The organism is Elizabethkingia bruuniana (assembly GCF_002024805.1).
GTDB classification, from domain to species: Bacteria; Bacteroidota; Bacteroidia; order Flavobacteriales; family Weeksellaceae; genus Elizabethkingia; species Elizabethkingia bruuniana.
In genome coordinates this window covers 3,218,477-3,243,868 of the sequence record NZ_CP014337.1, presented here as the reverse complement: position 1 = coordinate 3,243,868, position 25,392 = coordinate 3,218,477, and the positions used below count along the sequence as shown (strand labels likewise).

Annotated in this window: 28 protein-coding genes; 18 read left to right on the top strand and 10 right to left on the bottom strand. The window is 35.6% G+C overall.

Annotated features, from left to right (window positions below; genetic code table 11):
• Window positions 1-38 precede the first annotated feature (38 nt).
• Together AYC65_RS15085 and AYC65_RS15080 are read right to left on the bottom strand one after the other, a co-directional pair.
• Complete coding sequence (locus AYC65_RS15085) at window positions 39-620, bottom strand: DUF3109 family protein (protein WP_034869517.1); 582 nt, start codon at window positions 618-620, stop codon at window positions 39-41.
• A 9-nt stretch (window positions 621-629) separates the two neighbouring features.
• Window positions 630-1,526, bottom strand: coding sequence for a DUF6427 family protein (locus tag AYC65_RS15080; RefSeq protein ID WP_034869514.1), 897 nt, complete (start codon window positions 1,524-1,526; stop codon window positions 630-632).
• Window positions 1,527-1,570: 44 nt separating this feature from the next.
• Here AYC65_RS15080 and AYC65_RS15075 point away from each other — a divergent pair, with 44 nt between their 5' ends.
• A complete protein-coding gene (locus AYC65_RS15075; protein ID WP_034869512.1) occupies window positions 1,571-1,801 on the top strand; it encodes a hypothetical protein in 231 nt (76 codons plus the stop codon).
• 49 nt (window positions 1,802-1,850) lie between these two features.
• Here the strand turns inward: AYC65_RS15075 and AYC65_RS15070 are convergent, their stop codons facing one another.
• Window positions 1,851-2,456, bottom strand: a complete 606-nt coding sequence (locus AYC65_RS15070; RefSeq protein WP_234300363.1) for an RNA polymerase sigma factor — start codon at window positions 2,454-2,456, stop codon at window positions 1,851-1,853.
• Between the two features lie 234 nt (window positions 2,457-2,690).
• Here AYC65_RS15070 and AYC65_RS15065 point away from each other — a divergent pair, with 234 nt between their 5' ends.
• The 7 genes from AYC65_RS15065 (at window position 2,691) to AYC65_RS15035 (ending at window position 11,169) form a co-directional block, all read left to right on the top strand.
• Window positions 2,691-3,686, top strand: a complete 996-nt coding sequence (locus AYC65_RS15065) for a FecR family protein (protein ID WP_034869510.1) — start codon at window positions 2,691-2,693, stop codon at window positions 3,684-3,686.
• Between the two features lie 2 nt (window positions 3,687-3,688).
• The gene (locus tag AYC65_RS15060) at window positions 3,689-6,991 is read left to right on the top strand and encodes a TonB-dependent receptor (RefSeq protein WP_059333892.1); all 3,303 of its coding nucleotides are present in this window, start codon (window positions 3,689-3,691) and stop codon (window positions 6,989-6,991) included.
• A 230-nt stretch (window positions 6,992-7,221) separates the two neighbouring features.
• Complete coding sequence (locus tag AYC65_RS15055) at window positions 7,222-8,502, top strand: hypothetical protein (RefSeq protein WP_034869506.1); 1,281 nt, start codon at window positions 7,222-7,224, stop codon at window positions 8,500-8,502.
• A gap of 63 nt (window positions 8,503-8,565) precedes the next feature.
• On the top strand, window positions 8,566-9,309 hold the full coding sequence (locus tag AYC65_RS15050; protein WP_034869505.1) for a hypothetical protein: 744 nt from the start codon (window positions 8,566-8,568) through the stop codon (window positions 9,307-9,309).
• 84 nt (window positions 9,310-9,393) lie between these two features.
• Window positions 9,394-10,764, top strand: coding sequence for a S41 family peptidase (locus tag AYC65_RS15045; protein ID WP_234300365.1), 1,371 nt, complete (start codon window positions 9,394-9,396; stop codon window positions 10,762-10,764).
• Window positions 10,761-10,940 carry a hypothetical protein gene (locus AYC65_RS15040; RefSeq protein WP_034869501.1) on the top strand — a complete coding sequence of 60 codons (180 nt, stop codon included), beginning with the start codon at window positions 10,761-10,763 and terminating at the stop codon, window positions 10,938-10,940. Before AYC65_RS15045 ends, AYC65_RS15040 begins: the two co-directional genes overlap by 4 nt.
• A 13-nt stretch (window positions 10,941-10,953) precedes the next feature.
• The gene (locus AYC65_RS15035; RefSeq protein ID WP_034869499.1) at window positions 10,954-11,169 is read left to right on the top strand and encodes a hypothetical protein; all 216 of its coding nucleotides are present in this window, start codon (window positions 10,954-10,956) and stop codon (window positions 11,167-11,169) included.
• 22 nt (window positions 11,170-11,191) lie between these two features.
• Here the strand turns inward: AYC65_RS15035 and AYC65_RS15030 are convergent, their stop codons facing one another.
• Genes AYC65_RS15030 through AYC65_RS15015 form a run of 4 tightly spaced genes read right to left on the bottom strand, consistent with a single transcriptional unit; the run spans window position 11,192 to window position 13,802 of the window.
• Complete coding sequence (locus AYC65_RS15030; protein WP_009085808.1) at window positions 11,192-11,635, bottom strand: universal stress protein; 444 nt, start codon at window positions 11,633-11,635, stop codon at window positions 11,192-11,194.
• Window positions 11,636-11,664: 29 nt separating this feature from the next.
• Window positions 11,665-12,270, bottom strand: coding sequence for a fumarylacetoacetate hydrolase family protein (locus AYC65_RS15025; protein ID WP_034869497.1), 606 nt, complete (start codon window positions 12,268-12,270; stop codon window positions 11,665-11,667).
• A 51-nt stretch (window positions 12,271-12,321) separates the two neighbouring features.
• A complete protein-coding gene (locus tag AYC65_RS15020; protein ID WP_034869494.1) occupies window positions 12,322-13,086 on the bottom strand; it encodes a 3'-5' exonuclease in 765 nt (254 codons plus the stop codon).
• A complete protein-coding gene (locus AYC65_RS15015) occupies window positions 13,083-13,802 on the bottom strand; it encodes a CDP-alcohol phosphatidyltransferase family protein (RefSeq protein ID WP_034869491.1) in 720 nt (239 codons plus the stop codon). Before AYC65_RS15015 ends, AYC65_RS15020 begins: the two co-directional genes overlap by 4 nt.
• A 242-nt stretch (window positions 13,803-14,044) precedes the next feature.
• Here AYC65_RS15015 and AYC65_RS15010 point away from each other — a divergent pair, with 242 nt between their 5' ends.
• The 8 genes from AYC65_RS15010 (at window position 14,045) to AYC65_RS14975 (ending at window position 22,625) form a co-directional block, all read left to right on the top strand.
• On the top strand, window positions 14,045-14,467 hold the full coding sequence (locus AYC65_RS15010; RefSeq protein WP_024564702.1) for a DUF2147 domain-containing protein: 423 nt from the start codon (window positions 14,045-14,047) through the stop codon (window positions 14,465-14,467).
• Between the two features lie 203 nt (window positions 14,468-14,670).
• Entirely contained in the window at window positions 14,671-15,654 is a 984-nt protein-coding gene (locus AYC65_RS15005) for a pyruvate dehydrogenase complex E1 component subunit beta (protein WP_034869489.1), read from the top strand.
• Between the two features lie 122 nt (window positions 15,655-15,776).
• Window positions 15,777-17,759 carry a KUP/HAK/KT family potassium transporter gene (locus AYC65_RS15000; protein WP_034869486.1) on the top strand — a complete coding sequence of 661 codons (1,983 nt, stop codon included), beginning with the start codon at window positions 15,777-15,779 and terminating at the stop codon, window positions 17,757-17,759.
• A gap of 23 nt (window positions 17,760-17,782) precedes the next feature.
• On the top strand, window positions 17,783-18,262 hold the full coding sequence (locus tag AYC65_RS14995; RefSeq protein WP_034848733.1) for a Fur family transcriptional regulator: 480 nt from the start codon (window positions 17,783-17,785) through the stop codon (window positions 18,260-18,262).
• 79 nt (window positions 18,263-18,341) lie between these two features.
• Complete coding sequence (locus AYC65_RS14990; RefSeq protein WP_034869484.1) at window positions 18,342-20,093, top strand: OstA-like protein; 1,752 nt, start codon at window positions 18,342-18,344, stop codon at window positions 20,091-20,093.
• Window positions 20,094-20,178: 85 nt separating this feature from the next.
• Window positions 20,179-21,354: an aspartate aminotransferase family protein gene (locus AYC65_RS14985; RefSeq protein WP_034869481.1), complete on the top strand. Its 1,176-nt coding sequence runs from the start codon at window positions 20,179-20,181 to the stop codon at window positions 21,352-21,354.
• Between the two features lie 74 nt (window positions 21,355-21,428).
• Entirely contained in the window at window positions 21,429-21,815 is a 387-nt protein-coding gene (locus AYC65_RS14980) for an START-like domain-containing protein (RefSeq protein WP_034869479.1), read from the top strand.
• 6 nt (window positions 21,816-21,821) lie between these two features.
• Window positions 21,822-22,625, top strand: coding sequence for an aminotransferase class IV (locus AYC65_RS14975; RefSeq protein ID WP_034869478.1), 804 nt, complete (start codon window positions 21,822-21,824; stop codon window positions 22,623-22,625).
• On the opposite strand, the gene AYC65_RS14970 is transcribed toward AYC65_RS14975, so the two are convergent.
• A complete protein-coding gene (locus AYC65_RS14970) occupies window positions 22,622-23,032 on the bottom strand; it encodes a hypothetical protein (protein WP_034869477.1) in 411 nt (136 codons plus the stop codon). The genes AYC65_RS14975 and AYC65_RS14970 overlap by 4 nt on opposite strands.
• Before the next feature lie 39 nt (window positions 23,033-23,071).
• On the bottom strand, window positions 23,072-23,620 hold the full coding sequence (locus AYC65_RS14965; protein WP_034869475.1) for a YqgE/AlgH family protein: 549 nt from the start codon (window positions 23,618-23,620) through the stop codon (window positions 23,072-23,074).
• A gap of 22 nt (window positions 23,621-23,642) precedes the next feature.
• Here AYC65_RS14965 and pdxH point away from each other — a divergent pair, with 22 nt between their 5' ends.
• Window positions 23,643-24,287: a pyridoxamine 5'-phosphate oxidase gene (gene pdxH / locus AYC65_RS14960; RefSeq protein ID WP_034869474.1), complete on the top strand. Its 645-nt coding sequence runs from the start codon at window positions 23,643-23,645 to the stop codon at window positions 24,285-24,287.
• Between the two features lie 66 nt (window positions 24,288-24,353).
• On the opposite strand, the gene AYC65_RS14955 is transcribed toward pdxH, so the two are convergent.
• A complete protein-coding gene (locus AYC65_RS14955) occupies window positions 24,354-24,641 on the bottom strand; it encodes an HU family DNA-binding protein (RefSeq protein ID WP_034869473.1) in 288 nt (95 codons plus the stop codon).
• 400 nt (window positions 24,642-25,041) lie between these two features.
• On the opposite strand from AYC65_RS14955, the gene panD reads away from it, so the two are divergent.
• A complete protein-coding gene (panD, locus tag AYC65_RS14950) occupies window positions 25,042-25,392 on the top strand; it encodes an aspartate 1-decarboxylase (protein WP_034848729.1) in 351 nt (116 codons plus the stop codon).

Sequence of the window (25,392 nt, the reverse complement as noted above, 5' to 3'; positions counted from 1 at the left end):
AAAACAAGCGGGAAAATCGTTTTCCCGCTTGTTTATATTTATTTATTGAATTCCTGTTTCCATGCTACTGCAGCATCGGTTAGAGTACTGTAAAACTCTTCACCATATTTTCGGATCAGAGGTTTTTTCAGGAACTGGTAAACACTCACTTTTAGCTCATCGCCAAGTGTGCATGCGTCAGCACAAATCTTCCAGACGTCATAATTCAACGCATCGAAAGTAGAATATTTTGTTACCCGAATAGGGTACAGGTGACAAGAAATAGGCTTCTGATAATCGATTACACCATCTTCATAAGCTTTTTCAATACCACATTTGGTATACCCCTTTTCATCAAAGATAACATAAGCACATTCTTTTCCGTGTACCAGAGGTGTAACAAGATCTCCATCTACATCAACAACGTGGGTGCCCTGAGCATCTATAGCTTCAGCACCTTCAGGGCGTAAGTAGCCCTTGATTTTAGGGTAGATTTCTGCAAGAATTTCTGTTTCATCCTGGTCTAATGGTGCTCCGGCATCCCCATCCACACAGCAGATTCCTTTACATTTGCTAAGATTGCAGACAAAGTTTTCTGCAAATACATCTTCTGAAATAATTTTATCGTCTATCTGAATCATAATCTGTTTTTAAAAATAATAGGCAAGCTTAAAAAGCAATGCAAAAATAATAATACTCCATAATATAAGTTCCTTTACCCAATATTTGGATATAAAACGAAGCCCCCTACTGGTAATAACACTTACCGGAAAAGCGATGAGTAAGAGAAATTCGTATTGGGTTCCCATGTAAAATATAAGAATAATCAATATGCTTAGTGAGTATACTAGTAGCAGCGTATAGCGAAACTTACTGGAAGGGCTTTTCTTAGAAAAATGTACAAAATGATCATAAATACTATACAGCAGGAACAGTAAAACAGGAGAGAGAAATATCAGAGGCTCTATATTGGTGATCATCTTATCCGATACATAAGGAATAAGTCTTGTGTAATAATCGGGAATATCCAGCAAATAATATAATCCGGCGTAGTTAATAAACAGCAGGAGTATCCCAAAGAATAATCGGAAAAGATTAGCAGAAATATTACCCGAAGTTGCAAAGATATGGAGTATAATGAATATAATCAGAGGCCAGGTTTGTGGCATCACAACATACATAAACCCCATAAGGCAGCCTACAAGAAAATAGGATCTCTTTCCTATTTTTTCGTTGTTACTTATTAGTATCAGCGTAGAAAGATTGGCAGTAAGAATGGTAAAGGCTAATGGGAAACTTACATCTCCGAAATAGAAACTAAATACTAATATGGTGTATATAAAAAGTGGTAAATGAGTGTTCCTATTCAGTCCTATATTGTTAAAAAGGAAATATCCCAGGGCTATTCCAAGAAAAGCAATAATACTTGAAATTATACTTAGTAAATTGAAATTCAGTATATTAAAAAGGGAAATGAATACCAGTAGACAAACCAAATAGGCCGGAATTGAAAAAATATTGGTTTGTTTAGACAGTAATCGGAACATTTTTATTAAATTTGCGACAAAGTTAATATTAAAATAAGGAAATAATGACGTCTTTTTGGTTATTCTTGAGCAAAGTTTTCAAATGGTCATTCGGGTTTTACGATACCTTCGGAAATGTTCTTAACTGGATTCTATTCATAGTAGCATGTGGATATTTCGTATACTGGTGCTGGATATTGGTAGCTCCATTAGGAAATAATAAGGATAATGAGTACCACTCTGATACGGAAGATGATAACCCTTATTACAGAGAAGATTTGTATAAGCAAGGCTAGTCCTTACTAAAAAATAATATAATAAAACCGACTGAGATATCAGTCGGTTTTATTTATTTAGAAATAACTCTATGTAGAATATTGCTGCAACGTAACGAGAAGCCTTATAGTGTGTTTTTAGTTGCTTTCTTACCTCGCTCAGAGTAGAAGAAAGATAATTTCTGACCGTTTTTTCACTTATATTTAATATTCTCGCCGTTTCTTCAACAGATTTCCTTTTCATCATTCGGAGTTCAAAAACCTGTTTTTCGGTTGTAGTAAGCTGGTCTATAATTGCCTGTATTTTTTGCAGTAGTTCTTTTGTATCAAAGGTGTCTAGTATTTCCAGATATTCATCATCAGATATCTCCGGATAATTTTCCTCAGAGAACTCAGTTTTGTATTTAAGGTTCCGAAAATAATCCAGAATACGGTAATCACAATGTTTTAGCAAGAAAGCGTTTAGCTGTATCTCTTTTTTCAGGATAAAATCGGGCTCTTCCCATACTTTCATCCAGGTTTCCTGAAGAATATCCCGTGCAATTTCTTCATTTTTAATTTTTGCATAAACTCTCCTGAATAACAGTGTAAAATATCTGTTATACAACATACGAAAGGCCTGCTGGTCTTTGCATTTTACTCTTTCCAAAAGAGCTATGTCAGTCTCTGTTTTCACTGCTTCAAATTTATGGGTAAATGGATTAAGTTTTCGTGAACAATCTATTAATACATTATTAATTTAATTGATATAATGAAAATTTATATAAGCTTTAATTTTCTGTAAATTATTACTAATCAATGTTATACAATGTTAATAATTGTTCAGGAAAAAGAGATGCTACTGAAAAATAACTAAAAAGGCTAAAGGACAAATTGGTTTTTGATACGATATACTATCGAAAACTTATTTATGAAATTTACAACAGAAAAGATAACAGCTTTTTTCTTCCGCCTTCTGGAAAGGGAAGATAAGTTGTTGCCTAAGGAGAAGGAATTAATACAGAATTTACTGGATAAAGAATCAGAAATTACAGCTGATGAGAGTAGAGAAAAGGATTTGATATGGAAGCAGCTTTCTCAGAAAATACAAATTAATGTAAGAGCTAACAGACCAAGACAAATTGCTATCAGATCTTATGCTGTGGCAGCATCTGTTATATTCATTTTTGCTTTAGGGTTTCTCTTTATCCAGATAAATAAAACTTCAGAAAGTGAAAGAGCAATATTTTCTACCGCTAAAAATGAAATTAAAAAATTAGTGCTTCCTGATGGTAGTGAGGTATTCATTAATAATGCTACAAAAGTAACTTACGATAAGGCAAAATTCAATGACAAACTTCGTGAAGTATGGTTGGAAGAAGGAGAAGCTTTCTTTTCTGTGACTAAAAACCCTAAAAAGCCATTTATTGTTCATTATCAAAATCTTAAAACAACCGTTTTAGGAACTTCATTTAATATCAAATCTTATAAGGCTCTTGGAGAGAGTATTGTCACGGTGAGGACTGGTAAGGTTCAGATTTCTGATGCAAAGCATGTATATGGTGTTTTCGAAAAAAATGAAAGACTAATCTATGATCAGCGTAATAAGACTTCGCGTGTAAATGAAGCCGATGCAGATCGTACAGCATCATGGCGTACAGGTGATCTTGTATTTTCCAATGCGGGATTTCAGGAAGTGGCCATGCGTGTAAAAATGAAATATGGAGTTACGCTTATCTCAACATTTAATATGGATAATATCCGCCTTAATGCAAGCTTCAGGAATGATGAAAACCTGCAGAATATATTAGATGCTATTTGCGGTATTTACCAACTGCAGTATAAAAAGCAGGGGAAACAAATTATTTTCTCTCATAAAACAGAAATTGATGAATCTGAAAATAAAAAAAATAAATCTGTTAAGTAAAAATGAAAAAGAACTACCAGAGTATTGTTAACCTGAAAAGCATACTGCTACTAGCCGGCATTAGCTTAGTTGGTATTCTGCCTGCGCAAAGCGTTAGTTTTGCATCAGAAAATCTGACGACAAGGTTACAAAAAATTAGCCTGCAAACAGGCCGCAACATTGCATTTGATAATACGATGCTGCAAAATACCAATGCCCCGTCCGTGGAGGGGGATTCCAAATCTGCTGAACAACTTATCCGTAAATCTTTGTCCGGTACAGCATTTACTTACCGCCCACTAGGGGGAAGTTCCTTTATGATTGTACAAAGAAATCAATCTCTTGGAAAAGGAAGAGTTTCCGGGAAAATATTAGATGAAGTAGGCGCTCCGCTCGCAGGAGCTGTAATAAGTGTTAATCCGGAAGGAATAACAATTGTAACAGGTAATAACGGAGATTTTTCTATAGAATTACCGGAAGGACAATATACATTTACAATAAAGGCCAAAGGTTATAGTACTACAATATTGGATGATGTTGTTGTAAAAAATAGTGAGACTAACCAGATTTCTCTTAGTCTTAGCCCAATAGGGAAGGATGAACGTATCATAAAAGAAGTAACAATCTCGGCAGCTAAAAAGCAGAATACTGTAAGCGGGCTGTTGGCTAAACAAAAAAAAGCAGCAGAACTTTCGGACGGAATTTCAGCGGAGCAGATATCCAAAACTCCTGATAATGATGCAGGAGATGCTATAAAAAGAATTACAGGACTTTCCACCGTAGATAACAAATTTGTTGTGGTAAGAGGGATGGGAGAACGCTGGAACGAAACTGCACTGGACGGAGTAACACAGCCAAGTACAGATCCTACCCGAAAAATGTTTTCTTTCGATCTTATCCCTACATCGGTAATAGATAACATCATTGTAAGCAAGACTGCAACGCCGGATATGAATGCAAATTTTGCTGGTGGTTTTGTACAAATAGTGACAAAAGATATTCCCACAGAGCCATTTTTTAATTTTTCAATGGGTTCATCCTATAATGACATTAGTACATTTAAGGAACAATTGGGCAGAAAAGTAAGAAAGTATGATTATCTGGCTTTTGATGATGGCTCCAGAAACCTTCCAATAGGGCAAGTTAAAACCCTACTTCAACTATCTAGTGAAAATGGAGGTAATGCTCAAACTAATCCTGAATTATTAGAGCAATCAAAACTATTTAAAAATGACAATTTCACAACTTACAGGTCAAATACCCCATTAGGAATTCAGTATCAAGCTTCGGGAGGAACCTATTTTAATTTAAATCGTAATAATAGTAACAAACTGGGATTTGTTGCCGCATTATCTTACCGAAACAGGCAAGAGCAAGAAGAGATTAAAAATTTTGAACGGGGAAATTACAGAAGGTATTTTACTAATAAGAGTGGTGATTTAATAGAAAGGAGCACTAGAAATACTGGTGGAAACTATGAATTTAATACTACATGGAGTGCCTTATTTAATGTTGGTGCACAGCTAGGAAAGAACAGGTTTACATTGCGTAATATTTACTCCAGAGTTTTCGATCAAAGACTAAATAGAATTCTCGGATGGAGTTATGATGATACATCAGAAGGAACGGCTCCTAGTATTATTGAAGAGACTAATAGACCTGTTTTTTCAGCTCTTTTACAAAATAAACTGGAAGGAACACATCAATTAGGAAAAGTTAAGTGGGATTGGGCTATTTCGAGAACAGAAATCAATAGAGATCAAAAAGATGTAACCTATCTCAACTTTATAAATAAGAAAATCGGCGATGAATATTTTTATTACACCATGCCGGATGTATTAGGAAATACATTTAAGAGAGTGCCTTTTGGACGAGGAAGCTATTTATATAATGAAAAAGATTATAACTGGGAGACTTCTTTTTCATACCCTTTTATACTCGGGAGTTTTAAAAATAATCTAAAAGTAGGTTACTTTGGTGCTGCAAAAGAAGCTGCCCAGGACTTTTTTGAGGTGTCTTTAAATGCCATGAGATCTGCTACTGGAAGCGGGGGATATCTAACTCCACAGGAATTATTAATGGCTCCAATTTCAGTTAAGCTGGATCAGAAAAATTACAATCCAAACGGTTTTGCTTGGGTGCCTACCTGGGAAGCAGGAAATAAATTTGACGGAAAAGTAGATCAGCACGCACCTTATATAATGTTAGACAACAGATGGAATAAATTCCGTCTTGTATGGGGGCTCAAAGCAGAGTATTATCTATATAAGGATATTGAAAATACAGCATATAAAACAAGATGGTCTTATGAAGGTAAGACTGATGATAAAAAATGGCAATTCTTGCCCTCAGTCAACTTTACCTATACTCCATGGAATAATTTTAATTTCAGGCTTGCTTATTCAAAAAGTGTAATCCGTCCTCAATTCTCCGAAAGGAATAAGTATCCTTATTATGAACCAATTATGGGCGGGGAAATTTTTAATATGCCTATAATTTCTTCTGTTACTAATAATTATGACTTTAAAGCAGAATGGTATCCATCACCAGGAGAGTTGATCTCTGTAGGTTTGTATTATAAAAATATAGATGATCCTGTCGAGCTTTACAGACGTATTACTCCCGATGCAGCAAACGTTTTTACAAGGTTAAATACTAAAAATGCTAAAGTAAAAGGGATAGAGGTAGATATACAAAAAGATTTTAGTTTTATTTCTGAAAACCTTAAAAACCTGAAGTTTATAGGAAACCTTTCAGTGAATGATACTAAAGTACAAGTTGAAGAACCTTCAAGTGTTGACGAAGATGGTGTTTCTTTTAAAAATGAAAAAGGAGAAAGTATTAATAAGCAAATTGCATATACAGATAATCGTCCTTTGTATGGACAGTCTCCATATATATTCAATCTTGGATTAGGCTATTTTGGTGATCGTCTTGGTGTAAATATTTTGTATAATAAAGCTGGTAAAATGCTTAATGTAGTTTCCTTTGATGAAGCTGGTAAAGAATATCTTGCCCCTTATGGAAAAGCTGATGCTCAGATTTCCTATAAATTAATGAAAAACAAACAATTAGAGATTAAACTGAACATCAGTAATATCTTCAATGAAGACTATATTTATTATAATAATGAAAATAGTTATCAGTTCAATCCTCCTAATTCAGATAAAGGAAGGAGTGATGTGAGATTCCAAAATCCTGTATTTTATAAGAAATATGCGACACATAAAGAGGGCTGGTCTGATGCGTATGATGAGAAAGATAATGTATTGTACCGCTTTAATGTTGGCCGTCGTTTCACACTAAGTTTTACCTACAACTTTTAAAATATTCTTTCACCATTGCATAGTATGGAGTTTTCAAGTAAGAACCAATCACATTATAGTATAACAGAAACTCATCACATATTGCAGGGGCAAAGAAGACTTTCGTTCTGTAGAAAGTAAAAAAAGCAGAGAGCAAAGAGGGAACAGAATATTTGCCATGCTGTAACCAATTGCTCCCCACCAAATTGAAATTCTTCTAAAGATGGCAAAAGTAAAAAAAATCAATTAATATGAAAAAGCTTTTTTTAACTGCCTCAGTTGCAGCATTAATGTTAAACTCTTGTAGCCGTGAGGGAATAGCAGAACAAGACAATTTTAAAATGCAGTCTACAACTGCTGACTACACAGGTTTTCCTGCTGCAGTACAAACAGTAAGTGGTACTATTACTGCTGACACTACATGGACAAGTGACAAAGTTTGGGAACTTGACGGACAAGTTGATGTTGCTCCAGGGGTTACTTTAACTATCCAGCCAGGTACTTTTGTCAAAGGAAAACAAGGAACTGTTTCTGCTCTTATTGTTCTAAGAGGAGCCAAGATTAATGCAACGGGAACTGAACAAAACCCGATCATATTCACAAGTTATAAATTGTTGGATAATGACGCTTCTACTACTGCAACTCCAGGAGATTTCGGAGGTATTATCTTATTAGGAAGTGCACCTGCCAATGTTAAAAAAACAATTGAAGGACTTCCTAGCTCTGATGATAAATATAAATTCGGAGGTGATTTAGGTACAAACGCAGCAGATAATTCAGGTATTTTAAAATATGTAAGAATAGAATATGCAGGTTATAACCTTTCTCAAGATAACGAAATCAATGGTCTTACTTGTGGTGGTGTAGGTAATGGTACTACTTTAGATCATATCCAGGTTTCTTATGGTAGAGACGACTCATTCGAATTCTTCGGAGGAACAGTTAATGCTTCTAATTTAGTTTCATTTGCTGCAGATGATGACGGATTAGATTTTGATAATGGATTTACAGGAACAATTACAAATGCTGTTGTAATTGCAGATAAAAACTCTACTCACAGCCAAAGTGGTGGAAAGCCAGATTCTAACGGTATAGAGCTGGATAATAATGCTGCTTCTGAAGATGCAAGCTTTGGATTATTGCCTAAAACACACCCTACGTTAAATAATGTAAGTGTTTATGGTGTTAATAATTCAGGTGATGCTGCGCTTTACAAATATGGTGCTAGAATCAGAAGAGGTGGTGAGATTACATTGAATAATGTAGTTATTACTGGGTTTACTCATGGTTTAGTATTCGACGGAGATACTAATGCTGCATGGTCTTCAGTTAATAATTCCGGATTTAGCGGATTTACTGCTGCTGTTACACCTACAGGATCAGTTAATAACACCAATTCAATCTTCAACGGATCAGCTAATACTTTTGGAGCGTCAAGTCCATTCTTTGATATTCTTGATTTTAGCGGTTCAAACAAAGGGGCTTTCGTTAATGGTGATTGGACTCAAGGATGGGTACAATACGCTTTTTAATAAGCAAATAGTTTTAAATTTTCAGAGTGGTGGTTTCCACCACTCTTTTCTAACATCAATTTTATGAAAACAAAGCAGAATCTATATTCTTTTCTTTATATCCTTTTCTTTTTTATTGTATTTACTTCCTGTTCAGATGACCAAAGGGAATATTACCCGGATAAAAAAGTAATGAAGGTAAACATCAAAGGGTATATTGCAAAAGATTCGTTACAAATAAAAATGGGAAATACCATTGTTACCACAGACGATGGAAATAAAAAATATTTTAAAAATGCTGTAGATAAAAATGTTGATGCATTTGCTCCGTCTGTTTTTAGCCTTATAGACGGAAAAGGAAAGGTGTTGGTAACCAAGAATTATGAAGGGAATACCTTTAATAATAATTTCAAGTTTTTTTACGATGGTACAACTCTTATAGATAAAATACCTGATGTTCCCAAACCTACCACCGGTAATGTTGGGATTCTACTCGATTTTTCGGAGAGGAGAATAAGCAAAACACCGCTTTCAGATATTGAAATTTATGTTTTTGCAACCAGGTTGGGGAAGACTACAGATATTACAAGAGCAAAATTTAATAATGACGGGCAAGTATATCTGGATTTAGCTGTACCAGCACAAAACACGGCTTTTACAATAGCACTTGTAAAGCCCGGAACAAAAATTTCTTATGTGTCCACTATAAACTCAAGAATTAATCAGAATTCTGTAAGAGATAAAGGTTTAATGATGTTAATTCAGGAAACAGGAGATAGTGAAATAACTGGTATACAGGGTACTGAGCTTACACAGTATTTAAATTAAACAGATTTAACACTAAATTAAAATATAGGTAATGCCAACTTTTGATATTTGAAGGATTTTTACTCACAAATTAATAGTTAGAAAATGAAAAAGTTAATGCGATGGTCTTTGTTGTGTTATACTATTTTATTCACAATATTGTATTCTTGTCGGGCAGATGAGGAAATGCCTAGTACATATCCGGCCGGAAGCAGCCAGCAGGTCAATCAGTGGATGCTGAAGACTATGCAGCGTTATTATCTGTGGGCAGATCAAATACCTTCGCAAATCAGCTTAGATCAGAACCCTAAAGACTATTTCAAAAGTTTACTGGTAAAAGACGATCAGTTTTCCGTGGCTATAAAAAAAGATGATCCGGGAACTATTCCGCAGTCTGTACGTACGTTGTTTGGGTTTGATTTTTCTGTAATACAGCAACATAATCAGCTTACGTTTGCACTTGTAAAAATGGTATTGGAGGATTCTCCGGCAAAACGTGCAGGATTACAGCGTGGAGATATTATTACCGGAATTAATGAGTTTAGCGTTAGTCCGGAAAATATTAGTAAAATAATGGCAGCTGTATCAGGATCCCGGACTTTATCATTGAAGATTGCTGAGTTAAAAGATAACCAGTTGGTTTTTAGGCGTTCGGTAGAAGTTCAGGCGATGCTTAGCTTTAATCAGCCTTTATTGTCTAAAATACTAGAGGTAAATAATGATAAGGTGGGTTATCTTTATCTTGCTGATTTCCAGGATGGGGTGGCAAGTTCATTAGTAAAGCCATTTCAGGAATTTAAGGGACAAAATATCCGTCATCTGATATTAGATCTGCGCTATAACGGCGGAGGTTCTGTTTCATCGGCTGCAGCACTTTGCGCGCTGATAACGGATAAGCTAAAATCTGGAACACCTTTTATCGTTTATAAAGGAAATAAAAATGGTGGAACTGTAAGTCACTCAATTGATCAGGCATTTGCAAACGGCAATCAGAATATAAGCTTCGATGCTTTGAAAACCTCTGCATTATCTTTGTCCGAAGTCTATATTATTACCTCTGCTAATACCGCTTCAGCTGCTGAGGTGGTTATTAATAATCTTAAGCCCTATATTAAAGTTACCCAAATTGGCGATAAAACACTGGGTAAGGATATGGCGGCATTTACATTATCAGATACTGAAACACCAGAAAATAAATGGGTTATTTATCCTATGGTGTACAAAATATTTAATATTCTGGATTCCGGAAATTATACTTCAGGGATCGAACCTGCTCTTATTGCAGACGAATATGCACAGCTCCCGTTACAACCATTGGGAAGTAAAGACGAAACACTACTAGCCTCCGCATTATTAGTGATAACGGGGCAGGCAAGTAGTAACTTAAAAACAAAAAGCCACAACACAAAAAATATGGTTTTCCGTATTCTGGCGGAAAGTGAAAAACCTGAAAATTTTATAAAAATACCATTATGAAAGGAATAACAGCTTTTGAACATTTTAAGAATATCGAACGTATACGAAAGTTGCAGGACAGTGAAGTAGAAGAAAAACTGCAATTTTTGTACATACGCTATGAAAAAGCAATTGCACGCTTAATTAACTCCAATGCACTATATAAAGAGTGTATGATAAAATTGTCTGAACGCTAAAATAATTATAGTTATGAGACTTATATCTAAAGAAGATCATGCCCGGAATCTCCGAAAACTTCGAAAAAAATATGATGAGATTAATCCTGAACTTACTCAGGGGAAAGTCGAGGAGCTCAATGCAATATTTTTAGATTACCTGAATACCTGCAACGAGCTAAAGAATCTTATTTTTGCTTACCAGCGGGAGGTAGAAGCAGGTACTACAAAACAAAAGAGTAAGGTATAACCTTACTCTTCATATTTTATTTTTATTTAGCATCATGTATCGGGACTACCAATACCGGAATGCTGGATTTCTTAGTAATAGACTTCGTTAAGCTGCCAATGAATACATCGTACATACCGCTTCGTCCGTGAGAACCGATTACAATATAGTCGGCATTTTTTTCTTCAGCAAATTCCAGAATAATAGAGGATGCTTCACCTTGTTTTAGAAGGTGATCACAGTCTATATCCTGTGCAATAATTCTTTGCTCCAGACGGTTTAGCTGTAACAGCTCTTCTTTTATCTCAGATTTTTCTATCTCAGGAAAATATTGGAAACCCATATCGCCAATAGCAAATCCAATATCTAACGGAGCAACATGGATAAGGCTTATTTTAGCATTTACCTCCTTTGCAAATTTTACAGCCTCGTCAATCAGGTATTCAGATCTTTCTGAAAAATCTATAGGCAGAACAATTGTTTTCATAAGCTTTCTTTCTTACTAAATTAAGAAAATTAATGGACTTTTACACTAAAAAGCTTCTCATTTTCCAGATAAGCATCTAATATATCATTTTCTTCAACTTTGCCAACACCGGCAGGTGTACCTGTAAAGATAAGGTCACCAACGCGAAGCGTAAAATATTGTGAGATATTGGCTATAAGTTTATTGATGTCAAAAATCATGTCTTTGGAATTACCTTCCTGAACGGTCTGATTGTTTTTTTTCAGCTCAAAGTGAATTTCTTCTGTATTGAAATTTTCAACCGGAAAGAAATCACTTAGAACAGCCGAACCGTCAAAGCCCTTGGCTTTTTCCCACGGTAATCCTTTTTCTTTTAGCTTGCTCTGCAAATCTCTGGCAGTAAAATCTATTCCCAAACCAATTTGTTCATAGTGCTTTACTGCATTTTCTTCCTGAATATATTTCCCTCCTTTGGATATTTTAATTACCAGTTCAAGCTCATAATGGATATCGTTAGAAAACTCAGGAATATAAAAATCAGAACCTTTTAGAACCGAAGTGTCGGGTTTTATAAATAAAACAGGCTCTGTAGGAATTTCATTTTTTAGTTCTTTGGCATGTTCTGTATAATTTCTGCCGACACAAATTATCTTCATATTGTTTAATATTAGCTATAGAGGGTATATACTCATTTTAGCAATTAGTCATTAAAATTTACTTTTCAGCTTTATAGCTGTTAATATCTTTTTGGTGTATAATGGGAAGTCTGCATTTTGTATCCATCCGAAGTAACCAGGATCTTTATCGAATACATCCAGTACTTTCTGACCCTTGTATTTTCCGAAAGAGAACATCTCTTCTTCCTTCTCATTGTAGATAATAAAGCCTGCTAAATCAGCACTTCTTTTATGGAAAGAAAATTCACTTAAAGAATGTGCGTCATCTCCTAATTCATCATATTTACCCACCTGTGCATCTAATATTTCAAAAGTTGCCAAAGTATCTGCTTCCGCAGAGTGAGCATTCTCCAGAGACTTTCCACAATAGAATTGGTATGCAGCAGAAAGATTTCGTGGTTCCATTTTATGGAAAATAGTCTGCACATCGATTGGCTTATGCTTTGACAGATCGAAGTCGAAACCAACCCTTAGTAATTCTTCTGCCAATAAGGGAATATCGAACCTATTAGAATTGAAGCCTCCTAAATCGGAATCCTTAATCATATCGATGATTTTAGGGGCAATCTCTTTTAATGTTGGTTTGTCTGCTACCATCTCGTCTGTGATCCCATGAATATCACTGGATTCTTTAGGAATAGGCATTTCCGGATTTACCAGCCATGTTTTAGACTCACGCGATGCATCCGGGAAAACTTTCAGGATGCAGATTTCAACAATACGGTCTTTAGATATGTTAATACCTGTGGTCTCCAGGTCGAAAATACAAAGAGGTTTATGTAATTTTAAATTCATATTTGCGTTAAATTTTTTTGAAATAATAAAGAAACAGCGATGTAATAGATCATACAAAGTGGTATGCCTGTAATTCCGAATACGGAAAGAAGTATAATACATCCTGCCAGTAATGTTACTTTAGGATAATTGTCCTGCAACTTCATGGACTTGAACTTCATGGCAATCATTTTTATTGGGCTTACCAGTAACCAGGAACATAACAGACTTAGTAGTGTAAGTAATCCTGCATTTTCGAATAAAAATGAGAATGCATGTTTTTCTCTGAAGGCATAATACATCCCGAACAGCAGAATTGTATTACTAGGCGTGTTAAGTCCTTTGAAATAATATTTCTGATCTTCGTCAAGGTTAAAGATAGCCAGACGCAGACACGAGAAAAGGGTAACCAGAAGCCCGATATATTTAATATCGAAATGAAGACTTATTCCAAATGCCTGATCTCCGAAACCTTCCAGAGCTTTATACATTGTTAGTCCCGGAAGGAAACCAAAGCTAACCATATCTGCAAGAGAGTCCAGCTGGACACCAAGGTCACTGTTTGCTTTTAGTGCTCTGGCTACAAAGCCATCGAAAAAGTCCAGTACAAGAGAACAGATAATACATAAAGCTGTCGTTTTATAATCTCCCAGTACAAGCTGGATAGCACCAACACTGCCGAAAAACAGATTTCCAAGGGTCAGAGCATTTGCAAAATTATTCCGGATAAAATTCATGCAACAAAAATAGTGAGGAATTATGAATTATCTGGTATAAGTTAGGTGTTAAACACTATTCACCCGGTGAAACTGCTATAAAATAAACTACAGCTAAAAACGAACAGGAAGATGATAAGGAAAAGGTATAGAAATAAATAGCTGTTTAACAATAACTGTATTTACCAGAAACTATGTAAAAAATAACTTTAAAGATTGTTTAATTCAGATAAATAATTATCTTTAAACAAATTTATATGAAAATGAAAAAAATAATCTTTAGCCTTGTTGCAGTATTTTTCAGTGTGTTATCTTATGCACAGATTGAAGGAAAATGGAAGACTATAGACGATGAAACAGGAAAGCCTAAGTCTATCGTCGAGATTTTTAAAAAATCGGATGGTAAATATTATGGTAAAGTAATCCAGTTATTAATAAAACCTGCAGATCCTAACTGCTCTGGCTGTAAGGATGATCGTAAAGATAAACCTATCCTTGGTATGGAAGTAATCAGAGGATTGTCTAAAGACGGAAGCGAGTTTACAAAAGGAACTATTACTGACCCTAAAAATGGTAAGACTTATAAGTGTACTATCAAAAAAGAAGGTGAGGATAAACTTAATGTAAGAGGTTATATTGGATTCTCAGCATTAGGAAGATCTCAAACTTGGTATAAAGTAGATTAATATTTATCAATATATTCATGAAAAGCATCAAAGAAATTTGATGCTTTTTTTTATTGAAAAAGTCCTAACCATATGTGTTAAATAATGAATTATAACCTTCCATAAATTGAGGGCTAATTATAAAGAACTGACCAAATTAGAAGAAAGTAATGCATAATAAAATGAAAATGGTTATTTTTGTACTTTCAAATTAATTAAAAATTATGGCAGAATATACTTTTCGTGAGGTAATTGCACAGGCAATGAGCGAGGAAATGCGCAAAGACCAGTCAATATATTTAATGGGTGAGGAGGTTGCAGAATACAACGGTGCTTACAAAGCATCTAAAGGTATGTTAGCAGAATTCGGACCAGACAGAATTATCGATACACCGATTGCTGAGCTTGGTTTTGCAGGTATCTCTGTAGGTGCAGCAATGAACGGATGCCGTCCGATCGTTGAATTTATGACTTTCAATTTCTCTTTAGTAGGTATTGACCAGATCATTAACAACGCAGCAAAAATTTTTCAGATGAGTGGTGGTCAGTGGAACTGTCCAATCGTTTTCCGTGGTCCTACAGCTTCTGCAGGTCAGTTAGGAGCAACTCACTCTCAGGCATTAGAAAGCTGGTATGCAAACTGTCCGGGACTAAAAGTAGTAGTACCATCTAATCCATATGATGCGAAAGGTCTTTTGAAGACAGCTATCCAGGATAACGACCCTGTGATCTTCATGGAGTCTGAACAAATGTATGGTGATAAAATGGAAGTTCCTGAGGAAGAGTACTATATCCCATTAGGTAAAGCCGATATCAAGAAAGAAGGTTCTGATGTAACTTTAGTTTCTTTCGGTAAAATCATGAAGTTAGCTATTCAGGCAGCTGAAGATTTAGAAAAAGAAGGAATTTCTGTTGAGGTTATCGACCTTAGAACAGTTCGTCCTTTAGATTACGATACAATTTTAACTTCTGTGAAGAAAACTAACCGTTTAGTAGTTTTAGAAGAAGCATGGCCATTCGCTTCTGTAGCTTCTGAGATTACTTATATGGTACAACAAAAAGCATTTGATTATTTAGATGCTCCAATCAAGAGAATTACGACTCCGGATGCTCCGGCTCCATATTCTGCAGCATTATTTGCGGAATGGTTCCCGAAACTGGAAAAAGTAAAAGCTGAAATTAAAAATGCAATGTACGTTAAGCAATAATAACGTAGATTAATAGATATTAAAACCTTCCTTTTCGGAAGGTTTTTTAATTTTGTCAAATAAATTTATACAACTTAGGGGTAATTTCTTATACATTTGCGCTAATTTTTATATTTTAAAATATGTTAGGACTGAATGCACATATCGATACCAAGAAGCTAACCTTCATAGGTGTTTTAGTGTCATTAGGAATTGTTTTCGGAGATATTGGAACCTCTCCGTTGTACGTAATGAAGGCTATTGTGAATGCCAGAAAAGAATCTGGGACATTAGATCCAATCTTCCTGGAAGGGGCTCTTTCATGTATCATCTGGACACTGACGATTCAGACTACGATTAAATATGTATTAATTTCCCTCCGAGCCGATAACAAAGGTGAGGGTGGTATTCTGGCACTTTTCTCACTGGTGAAAAATCTGAAGAAAAAGTGGTTGTATATTATTGCGATTATAGGAGCAGCAACTCTTATTGCAGACGGAGTTATTACACCTTCTCTTACTGTAATGGCAGCTATAGAAGGTTTGGAAATATATAATCCGGAAACACCAGTAGTTACCATTACGCTTATTGTACTGGTTGCAATCTTTACCATACAACAGTTCGGAACAAGCTTTATTGGTAAGTTTTTTGGACCGGTAATGACGATCTGGTTCCTTATGTTAGGAACATTAGGAGTAATCCATCTTTTCGATTATCCGCAGATTCTGAAAGCATTAAATCCTTACTATGCAGTAAGACTTATTATAACATCACCTTCTATTATCGTTATCCTTGGAGCTGTTTTCTTATGTACAACAGGAGCTGAAGCTTTATATTCTGACCTTGGTCACTGTGGTATCAAGAATATCCGCATTAGCTGGGTGTTTGTGAAAATTTGCCTTATTCTTAACTATCTTGGACAGGGGGCTTGGCTGGTAGGAAACTATCAACAGGTTTTCGCAGGAGAAAATCCTTTCTTTGCTATGATGCCGGAATGGTTCGTACTACCGGCAGTAATTATGGCAACTGCAGCCGCTATTATCGCCAGTCAGGCATTGATTACCGGATCATTTACGATTTTCTCTGAAGCAATGTCGCTTAACTTCTGGCCTTTACAGGAAATTGATTATCCATCCGGTGTAAAAGGACAAATGTATATTCCTAAGGTAAACTGGGGATTATTGGTCTTCTGTATTTTCGTTGTACTTTACTTTAAAGAATCAGGTAAAATGGAAGCAGCCTATGGTCTGTCCATTACCGTAACCATGTTGATGACAACTGTTCTTTTGGTATTTTATCTTTTCAAGAAGAGGATTAATAAATGGCTCGTTTTGTTATTCGCATTAGTATACCTTTCTTTAGAATTAGGATTCTTTAGTGCCAATGTTATCAAGTTCTTTGAAGGTGGTTGGATTACTGTATTCTTAGCCGGATTTATAGGAATCTGTATGTATGCATGGTACAACGGAAGAATGATTAAAACCAAATTCATCAAGTTTGTAAAACTAGAGCATTACATATCTACTATCCAAGATATGAAACTGGATGAAACGATTCCTAAGTATGCAACAAACCTGGCCTATTTCAGCCGTGCTAAAAATACACAGGAGATAGAATCTAAAATTATTTATTCTATGATTCGTTCTCAGCCTAAACGTGCAGACCATTATTTCATTCTGAATATTGTAAACCATGAAGATCCGTATACTTACGAGTACAAAATAGATGAAATTCTTCCGGGAACTATTTACCGCATACATTTTATTTTAGGATTTAAAGTCGACAGACTTATCAATGATTATTTCCAGCAGGTATTAACGGATATGGTGGATGAAGGAATTATTCCGGACAGAAGCAGCCATCCGTCGCTAAGAGCACATAATATACCGCCGGATCTTAAATATATAATTATAGACAATGTGTACATCAATGATTATCTTCTTACCATCCGTGAAAAGATTATTATGAATGTTTATAATTTTGTTCGTAAAATGGGTAGTAATGACTTTACTGCATTCGGTTTAGTTTCTCACAATGTGGTCGTAGAATCAGCACCGTTACTTTATAATCCGGTACGTGTACACAAAATCAAACAGGTTGGTTTTAACCGTTTTGATGAAGATTAATTTTTATGTTGTAAATTTGTACTATGATGGACCAAAAACAAAAGGAAAAAAATATTGAAACTGTAAAGAGTGTTTTGAAACAGTATTTACAGGATAAAGGGTACCGTAACACACCGGAACGTTACGCTATTATCGAAGAAATCTACAATCTGGATCACCATTTTAATGTAGACGATTTGTATTTGTTGATGATTCAGAAGAAATATCAGGTTTCAAAAGCAACAATTTACAACACTATCGAGATCTTTTTAGATGCAGGATTGATTCGTAAGCACCAGTTTGGTGAAAAAACACTTACATCTTCCTCTTATGAGAAATCATATTTCGATAAGCAGCATGATCATTTGGTGATTTATAAACCGGGATCTGATAAAGAAATTGATGAGATTATAGAATTTTGTGACCCTAGAATTCAGGGAATTAAAGAGGCTATCGAAAACGCATTTGGTGTAAGTATTGATAACCATTCACTTTACTTCTACGGATATAAAAAAGATAACTAATCTCGTAAAGATATTATAAATAAAGCGCAAGGAGAGAAGCCTCTCTTTGCGTTTCAAGGTTTAATAGCGTTTCACATTCATGAAAAGAATCCTTTTTCTATTTCTTCTTATCTGTATTACAGGAGCAGCGCAGACTATTCCTACGACTCCTCTGAAAAAGGATCCTTACTTTAATCAAAGTAGCGCTCCGAAAACAAAACCAGGGACTACTCCGGAAAAGATTAAGCTAATCCATGCTGACAGTACCAATGTACGTCCTGAGCTTTATGAGGGGAATCCTTTCCTGAGAGGTAATGTAGAAGTACACCACCAGGGAAGTATATTCAAAGGGGATGAGGTTGTTCTGTATCAGAAAGAAAATTTCATTAAAGCGAAAGGTAATATAGATATTACCAATCCGGACGGAACACATCTTACATCTGATGAAGCTGAATATGATGGTAATACCAGAAAAGCTATTGCTAAAGGAAATGTTGTCCTTACAGACCCGAAACAAACCATTAAAACGGAAACGTTGTATTATGACAGAAATGCGAATACGGCCTATTTTAATGATGGTGGGGTAATTAATGTGCATCAGGATAACAGTGTTATTACAACCAAAATCGGGACTTATTATGTTAATGAGCAGCGTATTGTTTTCGATTCCAATTACCGCATTGTAAATGATGAATATATTACCGACGGAAAGAATGTAAACTATCTTCGTGGAGAAGGTATTGCTGTATTTAATGGACCAACAACTGTTACCAACAAAAAGAACCCTTCCAATTACGTCTATACAGAACAGGGACGCTATCTGATGAACTCTAAAGAAGTTTATCTGAAGAAGAATTCACGTATCCATTATAACGGTAAAATCCTTACCGGAGACGATATGTATTTCAATCAGATTACCGGTTTTGGTAAAGCAATTGGTAATGTAAAGCTGGATGATCCTGCCGAGAACAGATATATACTTGGAGGTTACGGAGAGATCTATGAAAAAACTGACTCTGCCGTAATTACTGAGAAACCATATGCCATAAAAGTACTGAAAACGGATTCTGTATATATTGCCGCAAAGAAAATTTTGGCATACCAAAAGTTGGACAGTAAAACAGGGCAGAAAAAAAGCTATATGCGGGCTTTTAAACAGGCAAGAATGTTTAAAACTAATGCGCAGGGACGTTCGGACTCTTTAGCATACAACGAAACCGATGGTGTTATGCATTTTGTAGGGAAACCCGTTTTCTGGGCTGGTGAAAGACAGGTTACCGGAGATACTATCAGAGCTTATTCCACACCCGATATGCAGCGTATAGATTCTGTGCGAGTGATGGGCGATGCTTTTGCTATCAGCAAGGTAGATTCATTAAACCTTAAAGATGAATTCAACCAGGTGAAAGGAAAGATCATGACGATTTACTTTCAGGAAGGTCAGTTAAAAGAAGCCAGAGTAAAAGGGAATGCCCAGGCTATTACATATGCCGATAATCAGGATGAAAAAACCAAAAAGGTAGACCGTATAGGTATTGCATATTCTACCTGCGGCGAAATTATTACTGAATTTGAAGAGAAAAAAGTGCAAACGATAACATGTAATATCGGTGCACTCACCGACTTGTATCCAATGAGTAAAGTCGCAAAGGCGAAAAGATTTTTCCCGGATTTTAATTGGAATACAAAAGACCGGCTGCAGCGATGGCGGGATATATTCCTAGATACCCCGAATTATCCGGAGAAACAGTATACCTCGGATAATACACTTTACGATGCCGCTCAGGGGATTATTAAGAGCAAGGAAGATGCCCAGAAGGCAAAAGAACCTAAACGGGTTAAAAAAGAATAATCTTACTTACGAAGTACAAAATTAGAAGTACGGAAAAGAGCTATTCATCATCTGATTTTTTAATAAATCAATCAACAATTTTAAAATGAAACAAGAGTTTTATAAATATCAGGCGCAGACAACACAATTTGCTTCAGGATTTGAAGTGGAGCGTGCAGAAGGAAGTTATATTTATGGTAAAGACGGGAAAGCTTACCTGGATTTTGTAGCAGGAGTTTCTGCCAATACATTGGGACATTCCCATCCGAAAATTGTTCAGGCTATTAAGGAGCAAACAGACAAATATCTTCATGTAATGGTGTATGGCGAATATGCACAGGAAAAGCCTGTTGCACTTTGTCAGCTTTTAGCCGATGCTACACCTGCGCCATTAGAAGTTACTTATTTGGTAAACTCCGGAGCGGAAGCTATTGATGGAGCTTTGAAATTAGCCAAAAGATATACCGGACGTGAGGAAATTATTTCCTTTAAAGATTCCTATCATGGAAATACTCACGGTGCACTAAGTGTTTCTGGTAACGAAACACACAAAAGAGAGTATCGTCCTTTGCTTCCGATGATTAACTTCATTGGGTTTAATGAAGAAAAAGATCTGGAGCAGATTACAGAAAAAACAGCAGGAGTTATTGTTGAAACAATCCAGGGCGCTGCCGGATTTATTATGCCGGAAAACGAATTCTTTATAAAGCTAAAGAGAAGATGTGAAGAAGTAGGTGCATTGCTTATCTTGGACGAGATCCAGCCTGGATTTGGAAGAACCGGAAAACTCTTTGCTTTTGAACACTTCGGAATTGTTCCGGACATCTTAGTAATGGGTAAAGGAATGGGTGGAGGTGTTCCTGTAGGAGCGTTTATGGCCAGTGCTGAAGTTATGCAGACGCTCTCTCACTCTCCAAAACTAGGACACATTACAACATTTGGTGGAAATCCATTAATTGCAGCGGCATCTCATGCTACTTTATCCGAAGTACTGGAATCTGGTGTGATGGATGAAATGTATAGAAAAGAGCAGCTTTTCAGAGAATTACTAGTACATCCGAAGATTAAAAAAATTAACGGAATGGGGCTTATGCTGGCCGTAGATCTTGGGACTCCCGAGTATTGTCTGGATGTAGCGAAACGTTGCATGGAAAATGGACTTATTGTATTCTGGCAACTCTATAAAAATAATTTTATGCGCATCACTCCACCTCTGATAATCACCGATGAAGAGATAAAAAAAGGGTGCAAGATCATAATAGACGCTCTCAATGAAAATTAATTGATATTTTCTTCCCCCGCTATTGTTAAAGTATAAACTAATTTATATATTGCGCAACCAAAAGTTGGTAATTTATGGCGAAAACAAAAGTACATTTTGAGTATCCAATGCATTGTCAATCAGAGATCTTGTATGAATATCTAGCAAGTGCTGAAGGACTGGCGGAATGGTTTGCGGATGATGTTGTGGAAAAAGGAGATGATTTCTATTTCAGCTGGAATGGAGGGGAACCCGAAAAAGCTACCATGATTCGTTATAAACCAGAAAGTTTTGTAAGATACAGATGGGAGGCAGATGAAGGGACAAAGAATTTTTTTGAATTAACTATCGTTATTGATGAGATCACCAATGACCTTGCCCTTAACGTTACAGATTTTGCAGATGAAGGCGATGAAGAAGAGGTACAACAGTACTGGGATAATCTTATCGAAAATCTACAGATAAAATTAGGTGCAGCTTAAAACATCATGATTAAGAATTTTCAAAATATACAAAAAGACCCGGCTAACCGGGCTTTTTTGTTCGGTGACGGAGTATGGGTTTCTTTTTATATCAGAAATAATGAGCTTATTTTGGCAGAAGAATGCTATTTCTATCTTATGGCTTCTATGCGTAAGCTTCGATTGAATATTCCGCAGTCTTATACATTGGAGTTTTTTAAACAATTGTTTCAGGAAGAAGTAATTGATAAAGGAACAAAGAATGCTATTGTCCGATTCTTTGCTTACAGAGGCAATAATGGTCTTAATCTGGCAAAGAATGAAGTAGAATATTATTTTGAGGCAGAGGAAACAGAAGATGTTTTAGCAAGTGCTAAAGACTATGAAATGGATCTTATAAAGGAGATTAATGTTAATACAAATCTTCTGAACAATATCCATGTGCATTCTCCGGAAAATATATATGCAGGAATCTATGCTTCCGAAAATGATCTGGATGATGTTATATTACTGAATCCTGACAAAAGAATTGCGAGAACTTCGCAGGGAAATATCTTGTTATTGACGGATAATACACTGCGTGTTCCAAAACATACTGAAGGTGCTTATATCTCTCCGTTGCTGGAATCATTTGTAACCTTTCTGGATAAAAAGGGACTGGCTCTTCTGGAAGAAGCCGAGATTATTGCCTTTGAAACTCAGAAAGCAGATGAAGTCCTGATGATTTCTGAAACGAGTGGAATACACCACGTAACAAAAATTAGAAATAAAGAGTTTTCTAAAGCGAAATTTGCAGGCCTATTAGAGGAATGGCAAAATAGTTTTAACTAAGCTTTCACAAACTTTTTCAGTATCCGTAAGATTTTTTGAGCATCACGGTCCCGGTAATTTTTTAAGTCAAAAGAATAATCCTGGGATGTTGTTTTAATGTTCAGAATCTTATGGGTAAGGGAATACTTACTTACTTCATTAAAGTATATCAGCGTATTCTTTCGGGTATTAATTTTTATCTGAAGGGTTTTGCTGTTCCAGCCTACAAAGTTTTTCAGAATCAGATTCTGGACAATGGTTTTTCCAAATACAACGACAATAAATGCATACGCAGCCATCTTGTACCAGTAGAGCTGTTCATAAGATATGTTTTTTACAAAATTAAGTCCGATAACAGCGGTTACGCCAATAATGATACTGGTAATATTGAAAATGCTAAGCGCATTGTTGAAATAAATTCGTTTCAAAATAGTTCTGATTGTTATTTATAAATGATGAACTTCCGGTTAGTTCTGAGAAATATCTTCAGGCGCATTAGCCCATAACAAAAACTCTCCGCCTAATCCCTGCATTATTTTTTTCCACAAGTTCTGGTCATTGGATTCTGTGTAATCCAAATTAATAACTTCTATAACTGTCCACATTTTATTTTTTACCTCACCTTCCAGCTGCTGGGGAGACCACCCTGAATAGCCGGAAAATATTTTGATATCTTTTGTTTCCAGTTCCTGTTTTACAATAAGCTCTATTACCTCTTCAACATTGTCTGTAAGGTAGTAGTCTTCGTTGATTTCAGAATTTACAGAAGTAGCTCTTTCTCCATGAATAATAAAGAATATTTTATCCTGAGATATAGGTCCGCCTTCGTACACCTCAATATCATTTTGCATTATTTTATTGAAGCGTTTACTCAGGAAATTATTTTTCTTATTAAGGATAAGGCCAAAGGCTCCTGATTCGTTGTGTTCGATAATGAGGACAACAGAGCGGGAAAATATATCTCCGGAAATATCAGGCGTGGAGATTAAAATCTTACCTTTGTAGGAGTTATTCATACTCAAAAATAATATTTTTTCGATGGAAAACCTACACGACAGAAGAAAAGTTTATGAAAAAGCAGAATTGCTTGAAAGTCAAATCGAACAGTCGCCTTTTGAAATGTTCAAAATATGGTTGAAAGCCGCGGAGGAAGATACAAGTGTTGTAGAGGCCAATGCAATGGATGTCTCTACGGTAGATGAAGACGGTTGCCCAAGAACCAGAATTGTTTTGTTAAAAGAATACTCTGAAGAAGGTTTTGTATTTTTTACCAATTATAATAGCTACAAAGGAACAGCTATAGCACATAATCCTAAAGCTTGCCTTCACTTTTTCTGGTCCACTTTGGAGCGTCAGGTAACTATTAAAGCGGAAATGATAAAAACATCAGCACAGGATTCCGATACTTATTTCCATTCACGCCCCCGTGGCAGCCAAATAGGAGCTGTTGTATCACCACAAAGCAGCGTTATTCCGGACAGGAGCTTTCTGGAAGAAAAGCTAACAGAAACGGAGAAGTTCTTCGAAAATAAAGAAGTAGAAAGACCTGCACATTGGGGAGGTTATATTGCTAAGCCTTATGAAATAGAATTCTGGCAGGGGAGACCTAACAGATTACACGACCGAATTGTTTATACCAAAACAGAAGATGGAAGTTGGAAAACAGATCGCCTGGCGCCATAGAATATAAAAATATAATAAAAAAAAGCTGCCCAATTGGGCAGCTTAATTTCTTTTAAGAAACTAGTATTATTTCTTTTTACCGTTTACAGATTCTGCTAACTCAGAACCAGCTTTAAATTTAGCTACTTTTTTAGCAGCGATTTTAATTGGTTTCTTTGTTGAAGGGTTGATACCTTGTCTAGCAGCTCTTTCAGCTACGGAGAAAGTTCCGAAACCTACTAAAGATACTTTACCATCTTTTTTCTTCAATGTAGAAGATACATTAGAGATGAAAGATTCTAATGCTTTCTTAGCTGCTACTTTAGTGATATCAGCATCCTTTGCAATTGCGTCGATTAATTCAGACTTGTTCATAGTAAATAATATTTAAAGTTTAATTTAACTAATAGCAAATATAACACAAATTTTGTCTCATGCAAATAATTAGTGTTTTTTTTTAATAAAAGCATGCTAATACTTCTCAAAGGGTTGAAATTTAATAATGCATGTTTTTACTAAAATGCTGCTTTACGGGTAACTAAAAGTGTGCCAAAAGTCCATGACAACGTATTTTTAAAGAATTGTTAATATTTTGCTTTGAATTATCATATTTTAAATTTTAAGTGTTTATAGGGGTTTATTTAATGATTTTTATGAAAAAGGCTCATTATATGTAGGTTAGCACTAGTCATAATACCTTTGACGTTTCTTTTTTTTAATATGCATAGTTTGAAGAATTCTTTTGGCTTTCGCCGGAAACCAGTAAATTTGCATTATGCTAATAGAAGTTTTTAAATCCAAAATTCACAGAGTTAAAGTAACTGAATCAGATCTTAATTATATAGGTAGTATTACTATAGATGAAGATCTTATCGATGCAGCAGGACTTGTTGTGGGAGAAAGAGTATATATTGTAAACGTGAATAACGGAGAAAGATTCGATACTTACGTGATAAAAGGAAAGAGGAATTCAGGAGAAATCTGTCTGAACGGACCTGCAGCACGTAAAGTACACAAAGGAGATATCATCATTATTATTGCTTATGCACAGATGACTCCGGAAGAAGCCCAAACATTCCAGCCCAAAATAGTTTTCCCGAACGAAGAAACTAACCTGTTAACTTAA

What these genes read in the sequence shown, in the direction of transcription:
- AYC65_RS15085 (WP_034869517.1), bottom strand. Translation starts at nt 620, where the DNA reads ATGATTCAGATAGACGATAAAATTATTTCAGAAGATGTATTTGCAGAA.
- AYC65_RS15080 (WP_034869514.1), bottom strand. Translation starts at nt 1,526, where the DNA reads ATGTTCCGATTACTGTCTAAACAAACCAATATTTTTTCAATTCCGGCC.
- AYC65_RS15075 (WP_034869512.1), top strand. Translation starts at nt 1,571, where the DNA reads ATGACGTCTTTTTGGTTATTCTTGAGCAAAGTTTTCAAATGGTCATTC.
- AYC65_RS15065 (WP_034869510.1), top strand. Translation starts at nt 2,691, where the DNA reads ATGAAATTTACAACAGAAAAGATAACAGCTTTTTTCTTCCGCCTTCTG.
- AYC65_RS15060 (WP_059333892.1), top strand. Translation starts at nt 3,689, where the DNA reads ATGAAAAAGAACTACCAGAGTATTGTTAACCTGAAAAGCATACTGCTA.
- AYC65_RS15055 (WP_034869506.1), top strand. Translation starts at nt 7,222, where the DNA reads ATGAAAAAGCTTTTTTTAACTGCCTCAGTTGCAGCATTAATGTTAAAC.
- AYC65_RS15050 (WP_034869505.1), top strand. Translation starts at nt 8,566, where the DNA reads ATGAAAACAAAGCAGAATCTATATTCTTTTCTTTATATCCTTTTCTTT.
- AYC65_RS15045 (WP_234300365.1), top strand. Translation starts at nt 9,394, where the DNA reads ATGAAAAAGTTAATGCGATGGTCTTTGTTGTGTTATACTATTTTATTC.
- AYC65_RS15040 (WP_034869501.1), top strand. Translation starts at nt 10,761, where the DNA reads ATGAAAGGAATAACAGCTTTTGAACATTTTAAGAATATCGAACGTATA.
- AYC65_RS15035 (WP_034869499.1), top strand. Translation starts at nt 10,954, where the DNA reads ATGAGACTTATATCTAAAGAAGATCATGCCCGGAATCTCCGAAAACTT.
- AYC65_RS15030 (WP_009085808.1), bottom strand. Translation starts at nt 11,635, where the DNA reads ATGAAAACAATTGTTCTGCCTATAGATTTTTCAGAAAGATCTGAATAC.
- AYC65_RS15025 (WP_034869497.1), bottom strand. Translation starts at nt 12,270, where the DNA reads ATGAAGATAATTTGTGTCGGCAGAAATTATACAGAACATGCCAAAGAA.
- AYC65_RS15020 (WP_034869494.1), bottom strand. Translation starts at nt 13,086, where the DNA reads ATGAATTTAAAATTACATAAACCTCTTTGTATTTTCGACCTGGAGACC.
- AYC65_RS15015 (WP_034869491.1), bottom strand. Translation starts at nt 13,802, where the DNA reads ATGAATTTTATCCGGAATAATTTTGCAAATGCTCTGACCCTTGGAAAT.
- AYC65_RS15010 (WP_024564702.1), top strand. Translation starts at nt 14,045, where the DNA reads ATGAAAAAAATAATCTTTAGCCTTGTTGCAGTATTTTTCAGTGTGTTA.
- AYC65_RS15005 (WP_034869489.1), top strand. Translation starts at nt 14,671, where the DNA reads ATGGCAGAATATACTTTTCGTGAGGTAATTGCACAGGCAATGAGCGAG.
- AYC65_RS15000 (WP_034869486.1), top strand. Translation starts at nt 15,777, where the DNA reads ATGTTAGGACTGAATGCACATATCGATACCAAGAAGCTAACCTTCATA.
- AYC65_RS14995 (WP_034848733.1), top strand. Translation starts at nt 17,783, where the DNA reads ATGATGGACCAAAAACAAAAGGAAAAAAATATTGAAACTGTAAAGAGT.
- AYC65_RS14990 (WP_034869484.1), top strand. Translation starts at nt 18,342, where the DNA reads ATGAAAAGAATCCTTTTTCTATTTCTTCTTATCTGTATTACAGGAGCA.
- AYC65_RS14985 (WP_034869481.1), top strand. Translation starts at nt 20,179, where the DNA reads ATGAAACAAGAGTTTTATAAATATCAGGCGCAGACAACACAATTTGCT.
- AYC65_RS14980 (WP_034869479.1), top strand. Translation starts at nt 21,429, where the DNA reads ATGGCGAAAACAAAAGTACATTTTGAGTATCCAATGCATTGTCAATCA.
- AYC65_RS14975 (WP_034869478.1), top strand. Translation starts at nt 21,822, where the DNA reads ATGATTAAGAATTTTCAAAATATACAAAAAGACCCGGCTAACCGGGCT.
- AYC65_RS14965 (WP_034869475.1), bottom strand. Translation starts at nt 23,620, where the DNA reads ATGAATAACTCCTACAAAGGTAAGATTTTAATCTCCACGCCTGATATT.
- pdxH (WP_034869474.1), top strand. Translation starts at nt 23,643, where the DNA reads ATGGAAAACCTACACGACAGAAGAAAAGTTTATGAAAAAGCAGAATTG.
- AYC65_RS14955 (WP_034869473.1), bottom strand. Translation starts at nt 24,641, where the DNA reads ATGAACAAGTCTGAATTAATCGACGCAATTGCAAAGGATGCTGATATC.
- panD (WP_034848729.1), top strand. Translation starts at nt 25,042, where the DNA reads ATGCTAATAGAAGTTTTTAAATCCAAAATTCACAGAGTTAAAGTAACT.